Here is a 15,974-nt window from a genome sequence, read left to right as displayed (position 1 = left end):
GTGCGACCGGAGTAGCTAGGTCTTTACCGTTGTTACATGTCTCTTGCTGATCTTGACTCTGCTGACACCGACCTCACTTTCGCCACCGCCTCCTTCCCCACCACTGTTCCTGCCTCCTGGACGGGCTCCGCCGCCACGGCCTGCCAGACGAGCCTGGACCAGGTCAGCCTCCTTGTGAGCGCTCTCACGTCCCAGCTCACTGAGGTCCGATCCGCCTGCACCGCCGTGAGGTGGATGTCATGAGCGACTACCCTGCCTCCTCCCAGGGCTCCGGGTCCCAGGGCTCGGGGTCCTCATCCAGCTTTGGCAGCTCCAGTTCCTCGTCCGGTTCGTGCCCGGCCGGACCCTACCCCGCCTCGGCCCAGGGGTGCGGGACGGTGCCCCCTGAGGACACGTCCTCCACGCCCCCGTCGCCCTACTCCTGGACCATGTCCTGGCCGACGGTTCCGGTGCTCGTCAGCGGCGGGTCCACCAGCGTCAGCACTACCGACCTCGACCTGCTCAACGCGGCGGTCACGAGCACCGCGACCTACCTGGAGAGCGCCAGGACCTCCCTGCTCAAGGAGTACGCGGACCTGGAGGCCCTGCCCACCCCCGAGTCACCAGCAAACTCCTGCTCCGTGGTCTCGAACAAGCAGGCCCTGGGCGGCGCGCTCTCCAACCCCAAGGGCATCCTGTTCTCCTCCAACCACAACTTTGAGCTCTACCGGACCATCGCCCGGTGGACGGTCGACCGGGCCGCGAACGGACCCGGTTCCCTGGGCGCCGTCGCCGCGACGCTGCGTGGCCTGGCCCGTGACATCAAGACCTGCTCCGACACCTACTCAGGCGCGGAGCTGGGGGCCAGCATGTCCGGCGGCCTCCACTCCTGGGGCGGCACGGGCAATCTCGTGGGCTCCCTGCTGCTGTCCCTGCCCCTGGCCCTGGTGAACCTGCCCTCCCCCAGGCTCATCCCCGACATGGACGGCGACGCGGACGACTGGTTCGCCATGGCCACCACCCTGCTCAACGACGACACGCTGGAGGGCTGGGTCAGGACCGACCTGGTGAACCTGATCTGGATCCTCCAGAACGTGCCCGGGGCCGAGGACGGCACCGAGGCCAGCGAGGTCAGGAGGTACCTGAGCCTGACCGCCGCCCGCCTGGCGCCCCAGCTGCGCCCCCACCTGCCCCAGCAGGTACGCCACGGGGCCGGGTACGTGGACCGCGAGGACCTCACGGACATGCAGGTCGTCGCCGCCTACCTGGCGATCCTGTCCGAGAAGGACGGTGCCGAGCGGTTCGGCGAGACCACCGGGGTGCGCCTGACCCTGGACGGCGTCAGCCTCACCGTGCCGGCTGCCGCCAAGGACCCCTACGGCCTGGGCTCCAGGATCATGTCCCTGTTCGACATGACCCCGCAGGAGGAGACGTGGATCCCGGGGATCTCCTCACCGGCCCCCGTGGGCGGGCGGGTCCTGGACCACCCCCCGCGTACCGCCGCCGAGCTCATCCGCTACTCCGACGGCCTCAAGAAGAATGACGACGACCCCAAGACCGGTGTCATCTCCGTCATTAGGACCGTCGTCCCCGGCCAGCCCGACCGGTGGGTCGTCGTCGTCCCGGGCACGACGAACTGGGGGGCGGGCAGCTCCAACCCCCAGGACATGCAGACCAACTTGGAGGCGGTGGGGGGAATGGCCACGGACATGAGCGCCGCCGTAGTCAGCGCCATGCGCCATGCCGGGGTCCAGCCCGGGGACCCCGTGGCCATCTACGGCCACTCCCAGGGCGGGGCGGTGGTCTCCAACCTGGCCGCCGACCCCGTCATCCAGGAGCACTTCTCCATCACCTCGCTGCTCACCGCCGGCAGCCCCACGGCCGGGGCGGAGCTGTCCTCCGACGTGGACGCCCTGCACCTGGAGAACACCGGCGACGCCGTCCCCGCCCTGAGCGCCGCACCCACGCCCACCAGCCCCACGCGGATCGTGGCCAGTATCGACACGCACACCGGGGCGAAGGCCTCCCGGTACCCGCACAGCTCGGACGTCTACGCCGACGCCGTGGAGGGGATGGAGAACGGCAACGACCCGGACCTGGTGGGCTGGAGCAACCGGTTCGCGACCTACACGGGCCAGGACGTGGAGGGGGCGACCTCCGTGGAGTACGTCTTCGAGGTCGAGCGCCTTACCGACAACGGGTTCAACGTCAATGACATTGACGGCTACGTGGACGACGTGGTCGAGGACGTCGAGGAGACCATCCACGACGTCTCCAGCAAGCTGCCGCTCACCCAAATTGGGCCCCGGCGGTGAGCGGGGGCTGTGCGGGCGACTCGTCGACACAGCCGCAGTGGTCATTGGGGCCCGGTCAGTAGGGGCTGGTGTCTCAGGCGTTCACGTGGCGCGTGGGGCAATCGGCCCCGGCGGTGAGCGGGGGCTGGCTGCCGCTGTGGCAGGCCGCTGGGTCGGTCGGCCCGTCCGCGGCCCGCTGGGTCGGCAGACCTGCTGGGTTGTGAGGTTCGTGGAAGGCCCGCCGGGCTGGTCGGCCAGCCAGCTGCGGCCTGCCGGGCCTGCCAGTACGCCGGGCCCGCCGACACGCCGGGGGACGGGCGGCCCGGGCGTGCGCGTGCGCGGCCTGACAGGCGGTAACGGGGCCGGGGCCGGTGGCCCGGGGAGGAACCTCCTCACCGGTGGGCGCCCCGCAGTGACACCATGAGGGCATGAGCGTGTTCCCCGCCCCGCCTGCCGTCCATGTCCGTGCCGCCGTGCGCACCCTGCCCGCCTACGTGCCCGGTGCCCGCCCCGACGGCGACCACGTCGTCAAGCTCTCCAGCAACGAGCTGCCCTACCCGCCCCAGGAGAAGGTCGTCCAGGCCGCGGCAGCAGCGGCCGCGCAGGCCAACCGCTACCCCGAGATGACGGGGCAGACCCTGGTGGACGCCCTTGCCGAGCGCCACGGTGTCGACAGCGCCCGCATCGTGGTGGGAGGAGGCTCGGTGGCCCTCATATCCCACCTGGTGGGCACGGTCTGTGACGAGGGCGACGACGTCGTCATGCCGTGGCGCTCCTTCGAGGCCTACCCCATATGCGTCACCGCCGCCGGGGCCAGGCCCCTGTGCGTCCCCCTGACCGTGGACGGCCGTCACGACGTCCCGGCGCTGCTGGAGGCCGTCACCCCGCGCACGCGCCTGCTCATGGCCTGCACCCCCAACAACCCCACCGGGGCCGCGCTGAGCGCCGCCGAGCTGCAGGCCCTCCTCGACGGCGTCCCGGAGGACGTCGCCGTCCTCGTGGACGAGGCCTACCTCGACTTCGTGACCGACCCCGACGTGGGGGACGCCCTGGAGCTCATTGACGAGTACCCCAACCTCGTGGTGTCCCGTACCTTCTCCAAGGCCCACGCCCTGGCCGGGCTGCGGGTCGGCTACCTGGTGGGGGAGACGGTGCTCATGGACGCGGTGCGCAGGGTGGCCACCCCCTTCGGCGTGAGCCTGCCCGCCCAGGCGGCCGCCCTGGCGTCCCTGGAGGCCCACGTCCTGGAGGAGACCGCCAGCCGGGCCGCCCAGGTGGCGTCCGAGCGCGACCGTGTGGTGGCGGTCCTGCGCGAGCAGGGCTGGACGGTCCCCGACACCCAGGGGAACTTCTACTGGCTGGGAGTGGGCGGGCAGGCGGTGGCCCTGGCCGACCACATGGAGCAGGCCGGTGTGCTGGTGCGCCCCTTCATCGAGGAGGGGGTGCGTGTGAGCGTGGGCCTGCCCGAGGACAACGACCGCGCCCTGGCCGCCCTGGCCGCCTTCCCCGACCGCCCGTGCCTGCCGGCGCCCGTCCCCCCTGCCCCTGCTGGCCCGGCTGACGAGACCGAGACGGAGACGGAGGCCGTCTGAGTTGCGTTAGCTATCGCGGACGTACCTTAGTTATTGGCGACGTATGACTAGGGTACGTCGGCCATGGCTAAGGTACGTCGTCCACGGCTAAGGTACGTCCGCGGCGTCCGGCCTACAGGGCCAGTGAGACCGTGACCAGCACGCAGAAGACGAGCTCGGTCAGGCCGACGACCTTGGGGCGCATAGGCCGGTGGGTGACCCGGGCCAGGTGCCACTGGCGCAGCGGCATCACCACGGTCCTGACCACCAGCGCCACCCACACCACGGCCACCGTCCAGGAGACCTCCCCGTTGGAGGCCAGCCAGAAGGACGCCCCCGCCACCAGCACGTGGGCCGCCGTGGTGGCGACCAGCAGCACCATATTGAAGCGCTCACGGATCATGGTCTTGACGTAGGGCACGGTGCCGCAGAAGTAGGCGGCCATGAGGGCGGTGGCCACCCAGGCGTGCGGCCAGCCCACGGACTGGGCGGTGGGGCCCGTCCCCAGGAACCCGCCCGCCCCGCCGACCCCCAGCTGGAAGGTGATGGCCGTGAACAGGCTCGCGATCGCCGTCGTGGACAGCCCGGAGGCCAGCGAGCGCTCGCGGCCCTGCCGGACCTCCCAGCCGGCGACGGCCGCCAGCGGCACCAGGGGCACCGCCCACTGCACCAGGTAGGGGGCCAGGACCAGGGCGACCAGGCCCCACGCCGCCGTCCAGGCCGTGTAGACGCCCAGCGGCGGCAGGAGGAGGGCCCGACGTCGGGGCGAGCGCGTGCGCAGCCACTGGGACCAGGCCCAGTAGGCGAAGTAGGCGCCCCACCAGGCGGGCAGGAGGACGGAGTCGACCCAGGACCAGCCGCCCAGGAGGATGCCCAGGAGCGGCGGGAACAGGAGCATGCCCCACACGCCGTGCTGGTTGGGTACCCAGGCGCGTCGCCCGGGCTGACGGCGGATCCGCTCCTGCCTGCCTGCCGCGGGGCGGCCGCGTCCGCCTGCGCCGCCCGCCGGGGTGGGCCGGCCTCCGCGACCGCGGGCGGCTCGCAGCGGCTCACCGGTGGCCAGGAGGATGTCGTCCTGGGGCCCGGGGCGGGACTGCTGTGAGGGGGCGCCGACCAGGGGCGCACTCTCGGCCCCCGGGGCCTGGGTGGGGTCGGCTCCGGGGCCCCCGGCTGGGCTGGCCCCGGCCGCGGTTGGGCTGGTTCCGGTGGGCCCGGCTCCGGCCGTGGTGGGCCCGGAGTCGTCCGGGCCCGCGGGGACGCGCTCGATGTGGTGGTCGGAGGGTGATGTGGGACGCGACTGGCTCACGTCCCCAGCTTACGTAAGGAGGGCGCCGGAACAATAGGGTCTGCCTGCTCGACGTCTTGCTGCGACCGGGACAGGCCCGCCGTCGGCCTATGACCTTCCGTCAGCCGTGCAGGCCAGAAAAAGGCGCGGTAACGGCCTGCCGGTCCCGTGCACGTCCTCGACGCCAGCTACCCGTGTTCCCGCCACAGTGACCGGGGAGCCCTGGGATCCGGCCGCGGCCGAGCAGGTGCCGCGGTACCTCGTGCCAGCAGAGTCGGGGCGGCCTGGGGAGGTCTACCGGGCGCACCCCGCACTGGCAGGGGGAAGTAGACCCAGGACCGCGGCTGGCCGGTGCCTCGTACTGGCAGGGGAAGGGAGCGGGGGCGAGGTCGTCCTTAGCGTCCCGACGTCTCCCTCGTCGTACCCCAGGCCCCGTCCTTCCGGAGGACTGCCGTCTCAGCCAAGGCATGGTCCTCAATCGCTAGCACGCAGGATCCGCCAGGCGGCGTGAGCAGCGAGGCTTTCCCCATCAACTCAGGCAACCGGCGGCCAGGCCGCTGCTCAACGACGGAGGAGAGAATGCCAGGAAGGACGCAGCGCCAGTACCGGCTTCGCCGCGACACAATGTTCAGCGAGTCCGCGGGTGGGATCTACTTCTCAAACTCGACGTCAGGCTTTGAGATCCGTGGGGCAAACGCCTACCGGGTCTTCCGCTCTGTCTACCCGCTCCTTGAGGGCGGGCACACCGAGGAGAGCCTGCGTGAGATCCTCGGTCAGGAGGCCTGGAGGCGTCTGCAGGTCTTTATCGAGCCCCTGAGGGCCCACGGTTACCTCCGGCTCGTCGACCCCTGTGACGACATTGTCCTCGATGACGGCGTCGAGACCCGTTTTGCCGACCAGATCAACTTCCTCGCCCACTACACGGACGAACCGCGCCGGGCCTTCGTGGCCTTCCGCGACGCCCGCCTTACCGTCCTGGGTGAGGGAGCCTGCGCCGTGGCCCTCGCCCGCGCCCTCGCGGACAACGGTGCCAGCGTCATCCGGGTCATTGCGCCCGGATCCTCTGACGACGCCGTCCTGGGTGACGTGCCCGACCAGGCCGTCGTCGTCCGCGCCGACCCCCGCACCGACCACGAGGTCCTCACCGGCACGGACGTCCTCGTCCTCACCCCCTGCAGCGCATCCTCCGACCTGCTGCTTCACGGCGTCGACGAGGACGCTGGCCGCAAGGTGCTCCCGATCTGGGCGATCGGTGACGAGATCGTCATCGGTCCCGCTGGCTGGACGGGCTCAGAGCCCCTCCCGAGGCGCTGGGCGGACGCCGTCCAGTCGTTCACCGACCACTGCCCTGACGGTGCCGCGGCCCGGTTCTGGTCACGCTCCTGGGCCGGCCTGCCGACCGGCGCCGAGAGCACCTGGAACCCTGCCCTTGAGCGCATGGCCGGCGTCATCGCCGCGTTCGAGGTGTTCAAGGCGGTCACCGGCGCCATGGATCCCGAGACGGTGGCGCACGTCCTCGTCCTCAACTGCCTGTCGGGGGAGACCCGGCGCCACCGTGTCCTTCCCAGCCGCTGCCTGCGCCTCATGGACGACACCCCGGAACGCCTGGGCGCCATGCGCCGAGCCGCTGAGGCCCTCCTCGACCACCCGATGAGGACCCCGGAGCGCACGAGCACCAGCGACCTGGCCGTCTACGACGCGCTCGTCGGATCCCGGACCCTTCCCGTCAGGCGCTTCACTGACGAGGACCTTGACCAGCTCCCGCTCAAGGTGAGCACTGCCGAGGTCGTTGAGGGGCCCGGTGAGATCCTCAGCATCGGGGGAGCGGACCTGTGGAACGTCGCGGGAGCCCGCCAGCGGGCCGTGCGTCAGGCACTGGCCCTCTACCTTGAGCACTGGGCCCCGGCACGACGCTCCCGCGCCCAGGGGCCGGAGGTGACCTCGCTGAGCGGCCAGCTCAGCAAGGCGCCTGGTCCCCTCCCCGACCTGGTACCGGCGCAGGAGGTAGCCACGGGTGCTCCCCGCGCGGTCCCTGCCGCGGCTACCGCGACCCTCTCCCCGGCCAACGGTGCCGGGCTCTTCGCGCGGGGGTGCGCTGGTACCGGGATCGGGGCAGGTACCGAGGACGCCGTCGAGTCCGCCCTGCGCTCGGCCGCCGTCGGCACGGCCCTACGTGCCGCTGCCACCGACCGCCCCGGTCTCCTCCTGACGGACTGGGGACGTGACGAGCGCACCGCCTTCCTCCTCCGGACCGCCACGGACGTCGGGGTGGAGCCCGAGGTCATTGACCTGGGGACCTGGCTCGGCCGCCGCGTCGTCGCCGTACGCGCCTCGCTGAACGGCAGGACCCTGTGGGAGGTGCAGGCTGGGGCCCTGCTCGAGGAGGCCGTCATCGAAGCCCTCGTCGGCGTCCTCGGTGCCGTCCAGCGCGGTGACATGACGACCTGGACCCAGCTCGCACACCCCTCCTACCCGCCTGAGGTGGTCGCTGTCGTGCACGATGACGTCGACGGCCCGGACCCTAAGGAGCCCTGCTACGGCGCGGTCCTCGTCTGCGACGTCACCAGCCCAGAGGTCGACGGCGCCGGCCTGGTCGCCTGCAAGGTCCTCGTCTGCGACCCCGCCGCTGAAGCCGGTGCCTGATGACGTCCACCGACCACGCCCTCACCTGGAGGACGCTTGACGACCTCAGTGCCTGGTGCCGCGCGGGGGCGCGGGAGGCTCTCGGCCCGCAGGGGGCACCCCTCCTCGTCCTCGCCGGTCGGCACGCATTCCTCCTGGACTCCCTCGGCACCCCGTCAGGCCCGTGCCCGGGCTGCCTCTACGACGGCATCATCCGGTCGCGCAGCCAGCGTCGGCTCGCTGCGGACGCACTGGGCCGGGGCGAGGAGGACGGGTGGGGACCGGTGGTCGCCCTGGCGACGCAGCTGGCCCTCCTGCCACTGGCCCAGGACGGATCCTTCCGCCAGGTAAGGGTCATCGACCGTGACAGCCTCAGTGTCTCGCTCGTGCCGGTACTGCCCTCAGAGACCTGTTCCCTGAGGCACGACCAGGGCGGTGCCCCCATTGAGCCGCTGGTCCGTCCCCCAGCACGGCCTGCTGACGGTCTGTCCCTGCCCTACCGCAGGCTCTCCCTGGACATGGTCGCCCACCAGGTGGGTGACGCAGCCAACCCCTTCTGCTCGAGCCTGGGGCTGGAGGCGGTCACCGACCTCGAGATCGAGACGACGGCGAAGGTCTCCGGGGCCTATGTCGCCGTCACACCCTCTGGCTGCTGGACGGGCCCGTGGGGCGGGCACACCCCGCGCTTCTCCCGCTCGGCCGCGATCGGTCTGCTGGAGGCCCTTGAGCGCCGGGCCGGTATGACCGGGCCCGTCACCGCACCCGGGGTCCTGAGGGGTACCGCGTCCGAGCTGCCGGTTGAGGCCTACCTGCCGTCCGTCTTCGGCATCGACGCCGCCTTTGACACCCACCCTATTGCCTGGTCGACCGCCCGTCGGCTCTCCGACGGCGCCGTGGTCGCCGTCCCCCGTGACGTCGCCTTCTACGGGGAGGAGGGTCGGATCGTGCAGGACTCCTCCAACGGCTGCGCCTGCGGTGGCACCCTTGCCGAGGCCGTCCTCTTCGGGCTCCTGGAGGCCGTGGAACGTGACGCCTTCCTGATCAGCTGGTACGGCGCCCTGGAGCTTGACGAGATCCGGTCAGGGTCCGTCAACGCACTGGCCTCCCGCCAGCTCCTCGACCGCATGCGGCTCCTCGGCCAGCGGGTCCGTTTCTTTGACGCCACCGTCGGTACCCGGGTCCCCACGGTCGTCGCCGTCGCCGAGAGCTCCGTGACCGGATCCCTGTGCTTTGGCGCGGGAGCCCACCCTGACGCGGAGCGTGCGCTCGCGGCAGCGCTGAATGAGGTCGCCTCCGACTATCTCGTCGCCCGGACCCGCCTGGAAATCGGTCGTGAGCACATTGAGCAGATGCTTGAGGACTTTGACCAGGTGAGGGTGATGGAGGACCATGCGGACCTCTTTACGCATCCCGGTGCCCGTCCGCTCGCCTCCTTCCTCCTTGACGCACCGCGTGGGGAGGAGAGGGATATCGCCAGTCTCAGTGTCCCGGGAGCTGGCTGCGACGTCATGACGGATCTGCGTCTGAGTCTTGAGCTGCTCCGTCCTGACTACGAGGTCCTGGTCGTCGAGCAGACCCTGCCCGCGCAGAAGGTCCTGGGGGTGCGCAGCGTCAAGGTGATTGTCCCCGGCCTCGTCCCCATTGACTTCGGCTGGCGTCAGCAGCGGGCCCTCTCAATGCCCCGTACCGCTGAGCGCGCCGGTGCCTACCGCAGGGCCCACGCAGACCGCTGCACCACAAAGCCGGCTGCCCCCGTCCCCCACCCCTTCCCCTGAGAGGAGCACGTCATGACCGATGAAGCCGTCACCTTCTGGAACACCATGCCGCTCGGTAGCGCCGCCGAGAACTACGCGGACCTCATTATCAACCGCGTCGAGCGTGGCATGCCGACCGACAGCTGGAGCGTGGACTGGGCGGACTGTCCGAGCGAGCAGAAGCTCTACCCCCTGGCCCAGCGTGTGCCCCTGCCTACCCCCTCCTGGGGGCGCGGTGTGCTTGCCGCCGCTGGTGAGGGCCTGCACGGCCAGGAGCGCGGACGGGTGCTCGCCGACATCCTCTTCCTCTCCTACGGCCTCCTGTCCCAGCGATGCCGGGTCAACTGCAGCGACCGCCCGGAGATGCTGTGCCAGGCGAGCCGGTACCGGTGGGGTCGTGGTGCCTCCTCAGGCGGCGGGCGCTACACCGTCTCCGTCTACCGTGTCGTCGGAGCCAGTACGGATCTGGCCCCCGGGATCTACCACTACTCACCGCTTCACCACGCCTGGGACCTGCTCGTCTCCGGTGACCACACCGCAGCCGTGGCCCAGGCCCAGGGATACGGCGACGTCGTCGACGACTACCTCCTTCTCACCATTGACTACTGGCAGTCAGGCTTTAAGTACAACGACTTCGCCTACCAGGCCACCTCCATGGACGTCGGCACGATCCTCGGGACCTGGCGCTACCTCCTGGGGGAGCACGAGGACCAGGTCGTACCCGATATGTGGGTCAATGAGGAGCGGCTCTCCCGGATCCTCGGTACTGACCGCGAGCAGGAGGGCGTGTACGCCGTCCTCCCTGTGGGACGGCCCCACCGCGGCACCGTGCGTGGCGGGAGCCCGGTCGTCGCCGACCACCAGCGCTCCCGCCACGTCAGGAGCTTCCCGACGACCCGTGCCATGCAGCGCGACATGGCAGGCACCCCGTCCCGCCCCCGCACCACGGCTGGCGTCCCGCTCGCCCTCCCCGGCGACGACGTCGTGGCCCTGCCTGCTCCCACCCACCCGGCGCTGGCCGACCGTGTCCGTGCCGTACGACGTCGCGAGACCTCCTTCGGACGCTTTGACGGGGCGCCGATCGCCGCCGAGGATCTCCTCACCCTGCTCAGCACGGGCGCCCAGGCCGCGTGCCTCGTCGAGCACGACCTCGGCGCGGCCTGCTCGAGCAGCGTACGACCCTACGTCTTCGTCGAGAACGTCACCGGCCTTCAGGCCGGTCTCTACGAGGCCGACACCTGCTCCGGGACGCTGCGCCGCCTCAGCCCGGGCAGCCACGCCTCCTTCCTTGACTCCACGTACTTCCTGCACAACTACGACGGCCAGCGCTCCTCCACGACCCTCGTCCTCGCCGCGGACGTCCTGGGCCTCTCCCGCGACCTCGGGGTCCGTGGGTACCGGATCGTCAACGCCGCGGTCGGGGCCGTCTGCCAGGTCATGAGCCTTGAGGCTGCGCGCCTGGGCATGGGGCTCGGTACCGCCCTCGGCTTTGACGCGGCCCGTCACACCACTGGTATCGGCCTGGAGGACACCCCGCAGAAGCCCGTGCTCATGATGCTGCTTGGTCACGACATTGAGTGCTCAGGTGCGTGGAACGGCCGTCTCGACCTCCTGAAGGAGCTCTCATGAACGTCACCGTTGACGCCCTGGTCCAGCTACGTGTGGGGGGCCTGCCTGTCGGTACCGAGCAGGCCCTGTCCACCCCGGCCGCCCTCGAGTGGGCGGACCTCGTCCTGAACGGACGCCGTGAGGTCACACGGCGTCGTCGGGAGGCCTCAGACCGTCTTGCTTCCCTTATCGAGGGAGCGTCACGTCAGTGGCGCAAGGAGCTTGTCCAGATCCGTCGTGCTGTCTTCAACGGACGTCCTACCGCCCGAGGTGTCGCTGCCCTACCTGCGGGGCTCGCGGCCGAGGCCCGTGCGGCCGTCCTGCCTGCTGAGCAGGCCGGTGGGCGTCTTACGGCCCTGGTTGACCGCGGTCGGCAGGAGTTTGACGGCTGGCTCGTCAGCCAGCGCCAGGGCCTGGCCAGCCTCCTTGACGACCAGGACTTTAAGGACGGTCTGGCAGTAGCCGCCCCGATGGCAATGCGTGACCTCATGCGCTACCCGCAGCACGGGGTCTGTCCCCGTCCGTCCAAGAGCATGCGTAAGGCGGAGCGCTCACTCGTGTCCTACGCGAGCCGTGCCATTGCCAAGACCTCACCCTTCTCGACCTTCACCCCCACGGCCCTGGCCACCTTCAAGGGCACCGGCCCCTCGTGGAGCCTGCTGCCGGTACGCCCGACGCGGCGGACCCGCTGGAACGTCTACCCCGTCGCCCGGGCACTGGGTGCGCTCGCCGAGGATCGCAGCTGGCTGCATGACCTTCCCCTGCGCCTCGCCCGCACTATCGCGGTGCTCCCGGACGGCTCCCTCTTGGTCGCCCGATCGGTCTACGAGTTCAAGGACTCCCACCGTGCCGAGGACTACGCGACCTGTGAGCAGTCCACCGTCCGTCTGCGTCATGTCGGGCTGGTCAGGGCCGTCGAGGCTCTTCTGGTCGACGGCCCACGTCCCTTCGCCGAGGTCGTCCAAGGGGTCGCCGGGACCACCGCGCTGGCCGAGGAGCGGGCCGAGGACGCCGTCCTCGGGCTGGTGAGGCTCGGTGTGCTCGAGGTTGACGGCCTTGACCTGCACCCGCACACCGCCGCCTGGGCCGGGCGCTCCCGCGACGTCCTTATCAGGACGAACGACACCCGTGCGTCCCAGCTGGTGACCATGCTCGACGACTACGAGGGCGCTGCCCGCCGTATCGCGGGCCTTGAGGGGGACGCGCGCCTCCAGGGGCTCCAGGAGCTGCCCGCGAAGGTCGCTGCGATCTATCGGACCGCCAGCCTGGAGGCCTCCCTGCCGCGGACGGTCGTCTACGAGGACTGCGCCCTCGACGCCGGCCCCTACACCGGGCCCGCGCTGCGGTGGAGTGAGGAGGAGTGCCGGGCGTTGGTGCGTCTGGCCTGCCTCCTTGACACAGCCCAGACAGACCGGGCCCTCATGCGTGGCTACTTTACCGAGACAGTCGGTGAGGGACGGCGCTGCGATGACGTCGCCGGGTTCCTGCGCTCGTTCAACTCCGACCTGTACGACGCCTACAAGTCGAGGCCGGGCGACCCGGACACCCCCGCAGCCGCTGAGGGCGCCAATGACCCCTGGCTCCGCTGGGGCGAGGCGTGGCGCTGGGTCGCCGCCCGTCAGGAGCTCTCTGCACTCGTGGAGGGTGCCCAGAAGGAGACCGACCTCCTGCCGCTGCTCCGCCCGGGCTCCGCGGTCACTGACGGCCTGCGCTTTCCTCGGCAGCGCTACCAGCACCTTTTCCTCTTTGCCCAGCTGCTCCCCGAGGGCGACGTGGGATCCATGGTAGTCAACCGTGTCTTTGGTCAGGCCGGGTTCGGTCTCTCGCGCTTCTCCTACCTGCATGGTGAGCAGGGTGCCAGAGTGGCTCGCGACCAGGAGGCGCGAGCTCGTGAGCACGGCGTCGTACTCGCCGAGATCTCCGGAGGCACGACCTTTACGAACCTCAACCTCCACGGTCCCCTGCTCGACACGGAGATCGTCCTGCCAGGCGACCCCAGCGGCTCCCAGACGGCACGCAGGCTGGCGCTCGAGGAGCTCGCCCTCGAGGACCGTCCTGAGGAAGGACGGCTGGTGCTCCTTGACCAGGACGGCCGGGAGGTTCAGCCAGCCTACCTCGGCTACCTCGTCCTCGCGGCGACGCCGTGGCTCACACAGCTCGTGTCCCTCCTCGCCCCGCCCGGGAACATCGGCACCTCTCTTGTCCCCAGGCTGCCTGAGGGCGAGGGCGTCCGGGTCCTTCCCAGGCTGCGGCTCGGCTCGCTGGTGCTCCGTCGTCACACCACCCAAGTGGGACACGACCTCCTGCCTGACGCCGACCCGGTTACCGCCGAGGGGTATCTCGCCTGGGTCGAGTGGTGGCGGTCCCTGGACCTTCCGGAACAGTGCTATGTCACCGTCGCCGACGACTCCCCGCAGGGAGGCGGCAAGCCCCGTTTCGTCGACGTCACCAGCGTCATCAGCCTCCTGACGGCCTGTCATGAGTGGCGAGGTGCTGAGGGCGCCCTCCACGTCGCCGAGTCCCTGCCGAGCCTTGACCAGACCCTCATTAACCGAGCTGACGGTGACCGCCGTATCCACGAGCTGGTGCTCGGTTTTGACGTCACCCAACCTGACCAGGAGGAGATCCGTTCATGAGCACGAACCCCGATATTCTCTGCTCCGCAGAGCCGCGCCGGTGGATGGCCTACCACGTCTTCTACGGCAGCGCCCCCACGGTCCTGCTGCGAGACTGCCTCCTGCCGCTCTCCCAGGACCTGCATGAACGCGGCCTCATCCGACGCAGCTTCTACATTAACTACTGGCTTGAGGGAGGGCACGTGAGGCTCCGCCTCGACCCTGCCGCAAGGGCTGAGGAGGACGCTATTGACGCTGAGGTGACGGAAACGGTTACCGACTACCTGCGCCGCCGTCCCTCAATGCACCCTATGGCCCGTATTGAGCAGGGCTCCTACTACAGGAAGATGTTCGACCTTGAGTACGGTGAGGAGGAGCGTGGACGCTACTTCCGCGAGGACGGCACCGCGATCCTCCAGTCGAACAACACGGTCGTGCGCAGGGAGTATGAGCCCGAGTGGGACCGCTACGGCGGCCCGGTCGGCATGGTGATCTCCGAGGACTTCTTTGCCGACTCCACCCAGCTGGCGGGTACCGTCATCGATCTCGGGAACACGAGCACGCGCACGATCCTCCTCGGCCTGGGCGCAGAGATCATGGCGGTGACCGCAGCAGCACTGCTCAGTGACCACGCCGCTCTCGCTGCTTTCCTCCAGTTCTACCACTCGCACTGGGCCGGCAGCTACGGGAGCAGCGTGACCTACACGCAGAAGACTGACCAGCCTCGCTTCCGCAAGACCGTCTCGCTGCTCCAGCGCTCGGTGGTCCCTATGATCGACGCCGTCCTGGCAGGGGCCCACGAGGATCTGCCCGGATTTCTCGGTGACTGGGCGAGGACCTGTATCACCTACCGCCGTCGTATTGAGGATGCGGTCTCTGAGAGAGCCCTCGTCTTCCGTCACAGGGACGGGACCGAGAACCGTCCTGACAACGTTTCTGAGGCGGCCTGGAATCTCTGCCACTCCTACGTCCACATGACCAGCAACCGCCTCATGATCTCTATCGAGGACGAGGCGTATCTCGCCTTTGAGATCCTCCAGGCGCTCTCACCCCGACTGATGGAGACGGCAGCATGACCACCGTTGAAACCGCCTGGCGCCCCGTCGCCCCAGAGGGAGTGCAGATCGGTCCTGCCGTCTGGAACGGGACATCCCTCGTCGTTGAGGCCGCAGCGCACCGTGGAGGACGGATCTACACGCTCGGCGCCGCAGAGGCCCTGGTCCTGGAAGCCCTACGTGAGCCCGGTACTGTCGATGAGATCGCAGACCGGGTCAAGGAGAGCTCGGGCCTGGCGATCAGCCTGCGGTCCGTGGAGCGGATCATCAATATCTTCCTCGTGCACGGGCTCGTTGTGCGCCCCACCGGGACCGTGCCTCAGGAGGCTCAGGATATCGATCCGGCCTCTCAGGAGCAGGCCTCCTCTCAGCATCCCTCCCCGGCCTCTCCGCCAAGGGCTCTTCAGGTCATCACCTCCTGCGCCTGGGGCGTCGCGGGCACCCGTATCGCCCCCGTCCTGGCCCTGCTCTGCATTGCGGTAGGGGCCATGGTGGCCGCAGGAGTCGTCAGCGGCTGGTCGCAGATAACGGCCTCCGTCAAGGGGCTGACAGGTCTCGGGCCTCTTGGGGTCATACTGAGTGTCACCGGCGCCGTCATCTGGCACCTGGTATCGCAGTGCGGGCACGAGATCGCCCACGGAATAGCTTTTGTCCGTCTCGCCGGAGGGCGGCTCCCAGTCCTCTCAGTCACCTTCCTTGGTCCGGTGCCGATGCCCTCGACCCGCCTTGACGGACTCGGGCTCATCCGCAGCCGCCAGCGGGCTCTCGCAATCGTCCTGGCAGGTCCTCTCTTCACGCTCGCCATGGCCGCTCTGCCTGCAGGGGCCGCTCTTCTCGGGACCGCCGGGACCGGGGTGGCTGCCTGGGGATCCCTGTCCCTGCTCATTGACCTCACTATTGTCATCCTCAGCCTGACGCCATTCCCTAATACGGACATGACCAGAGGCCTGGAGATGCTTGTCGGTGTTAAGCAGCTCCCTCTCGCTGCCTTGCGGGCCCGGCGCGGGACCCCTGTACCTCAGGGACTGCCCCGACTCACACGCCTGGCCATCACCTGCTACCCCGTCGTCCTGCTCACCGCCTTCCTCGTGGTAGCAGCCTGGTCCGGGCTCCTCATCAGCTCCCTGATCTGACTCCATGACTTGCGTCGGGATCCTCCCGATCAAGAGCGGGCGGTAACCACCGCCCCGT

General features: G+C 69.8%; 10 protein-coding genes. 9 read left to right on the top strand and 1 reads right to left on the bottom strand.

Annotated elements, in window-relative coordinates; all coding sequences use genetic code 11:
• Positions 1-36: 36 nt before the first annotated feature.
• The 3 genes from C3V41_RS09115 to hisC all read left to right on the top strand — a co-directional run bounded on the left by C3V41_RS09115 (position 37) and on the right by hisC (position 3,865).
• Positions 37-243, top strand: coding sequence for a hypothetical protein (locus C3V41_RS09115; RefSeq protein ID WP_106110003.1), 207 nt, complete (start codon positions 37-39; stop codon positions 241-243).
• Positions 240-2,294, top strand: coding sequence for a hypothetical protein (locus tag C3V41_RS09110; protein ID WP_106110002.1), 2,055 nt, complete (start codon positions 240-242; stop codon positions 2,292-2,294). Before C3V41_RS09115 ends, C3V41_RS09110 begins: the two co-directional genes overlap by 4 nt.
• A gap of 407 nt (positions 2,295-2,701) precedes the next feature.
• On the top strand, positions 2,702-3,865 hold the full coding sequence (hisC, locus tag C3V41_RS09105; protein WP_106110001.1) for a histidinol-phosphate transaminase: 1,164 nt from the start codon (positions 2,702-2,704) through the stop codon (positions 3,863-3,865).
• Between the two features lie 112 nt (positions 3,866-3,977).
• Here hisC and C3V41_RS09100 read toward each other — a convergent pair whose 3' ends face one another.
• Positions 3,978-5,150: a YwiC-like family protein gene (locus C3V41_RS09100; protein ID WP_106110000.1), complete on the bottom strand. Its 1,173-nt coding sequence runs from the start codon at positions 5,148-5,150 to the stop codon at positions 3,978-3,980.
• A gap of 558 nt (positions 5,151-5,708) precedes the next feature.
• Here C3V41_RS09100 and C3V41_RS09095 point away from each other — a divergent pair.
• Genes C3V41_RS09095 through C3V41_RS09070 form a run of 6 tightly spaced genes read left to right on the top strand, consistent with a single transcriptional unit; the run spans position 5,709 to position 15,916 of the window.
• Entirely contained in the window at positions 5,709-7,772 is a 2,064-nt protein-coding gene (locus C3V41_RS09095; RefSeq protein ID WP_129591541.1) for a hypothetical protein, read from the top strand.
• Entirely contained in the window at positions 7,772-9,526 is a 1,755-nt protein-coding gene (locus tag C3V41_RS09090) for a YcaO-like family protein (protein ID WP_106109998.1), read from the top strand. The genes C3V41_RS09095 and C3V41_RS09090 overlap by 1 nt, the downstream gene beginning before the upstream one ends.
• A 12-nt stretch (positions 9,527-9,538) precedes the next feature.
• Positions 9,539-11,134: a nitroreductase family protein gene (locus C3V41_RS09085; protein WP_106109997.1), complete on the top strand. Its 1,596-nt coding sequence runs from the start codon at positions 9,539-9,541 to the stop codon at positions 11,132-11,134.
• Positions 11,131-13,749 (top strand): lantibiotic dehydratase, encoded by a 2,619-nt coding sequence (locus tag C3V41_RS09080; RefSeq protein WP_106109996.1) that lies wholly within the window; start codon positions 11,131-11,133, stop codon positions 13,747-13,749. The genes C3V41_RS09085 and C3V41_RS09080 overlap by 4 nt, the downstream gene beginning before the upstream one ends.
• Positions 13,746-14,804 (top strand): lantibiotic dehydratase C-terminal domain-containing protein, encoded by a 1,059-nt coding sequence (locus C3V41_RS09075; protein WP_106109995.1) that lies wholly within the window; start codon positions 13,746-13,748, stop codon positions 14,802-14,804. The genes C3V41_RS09080 and C3V41_RS09075 overlap by 4 nt, the downstream gene beginning before the upstream one ends.
• Positions 14,801-15,916 carry a hypothetical protein gene (locus C3V41_RS09070; RefSeq protein ID WP_106109994.1) on the top strand — a complete coding sequence of 372 codons (1,116 nt, stop codon included), beginning with the start codon at positions 14,801-14,803 and terminating at the stop codon, positions 15,914-15,916. Before C3V41_RS09075 ends, C3V41_RS09070 begins: the two co-directional genes overlap by 4 nt.
• The last annotated feature ends 58 nt before the right edge of the window (positions 15,917-15,974 follow it).

This window comes from Actinomyces sp. oral taxon 897 (genome assembly GCF_002999235.1).
Taxonomy (GTDB): domain Bacteria; phylum Actinomycetota; class Actinomycetes; order Actinomycetales; family Actinomycetaceae; genus Actinomyces.
The sequence above is the reverse complement of the archived record's forward strand: the minus strand, read 5'-3'. Positions and strand labels throughout refer to the sequence as shown.

Excerpts from the sequence above, each read along its gene's own strand:
- C3V41_RS09115 (WP_106110003.1), top strand. The coding sequence starts at position 37 with ATGTCTCTTGCTGATCTTGACTCTGCTGACACCGACCTCACTTTCGCC.
- C3V41_RS09110 (WP_106110002.1), top strand. The coding sequence starts at position 240 with ATGAGCGACTACCCTGCCTCCTCCCAGGGCTCCGGGTCCCAGGGCTCG.
- hisC (WP_106110001.1), top strand. The coding sequence starts at position 2,702 with ATGAGCGTGTTCCCCGCCCCGCCTGCCGTCCATGTCCGTGCCGCCGTG.
- C3V41_RS09095 (WP_129591541.1), top strand. The coding sequence starts at position 5,709 with ATGCCAGGAAGGACGCAGCGCCAGTACCGGCTTCGCCGCGACACAATG.
- C3V41_RS09090 (WP_106109998.1), top strand. The coding sequence starts at position 7,772 with ATGACGTCCACCGACCACGCCCTCACCTGGAGGACGCTTGACGACCTC.
- C3V41_RS09085 (WP_106109997.1), top strand. The coding sequence starts at position 9,539 with ATGACCGATGAAGCCGTCACCTTCTGGAACACCATGCCGCTCGGTAGC.
- C3V41_RS09080 (WP_106109996.1), top strand. The coding sequence starts at position 11,131 with ATGAACGTCACCGTTGACGCCCTGGTCCAGCTACGTGTGGGGGGCCTG.
- C3V41_RS09075 (WP_106109995.1), top strand. The coding sequence starts at position 13,746 with ATGAGCACGAACCCCGATATTCTCTGCTCCGCAGAGCCGCGCCGGTGG.
- C3V41_RS09070 (WP_106109994.1), top strand. The coding sequence starts at position 14,801 with ATGACCACCGTTGAAACCGCCTGGCGCCCCGTCGCCCCAGAGGGAGTG.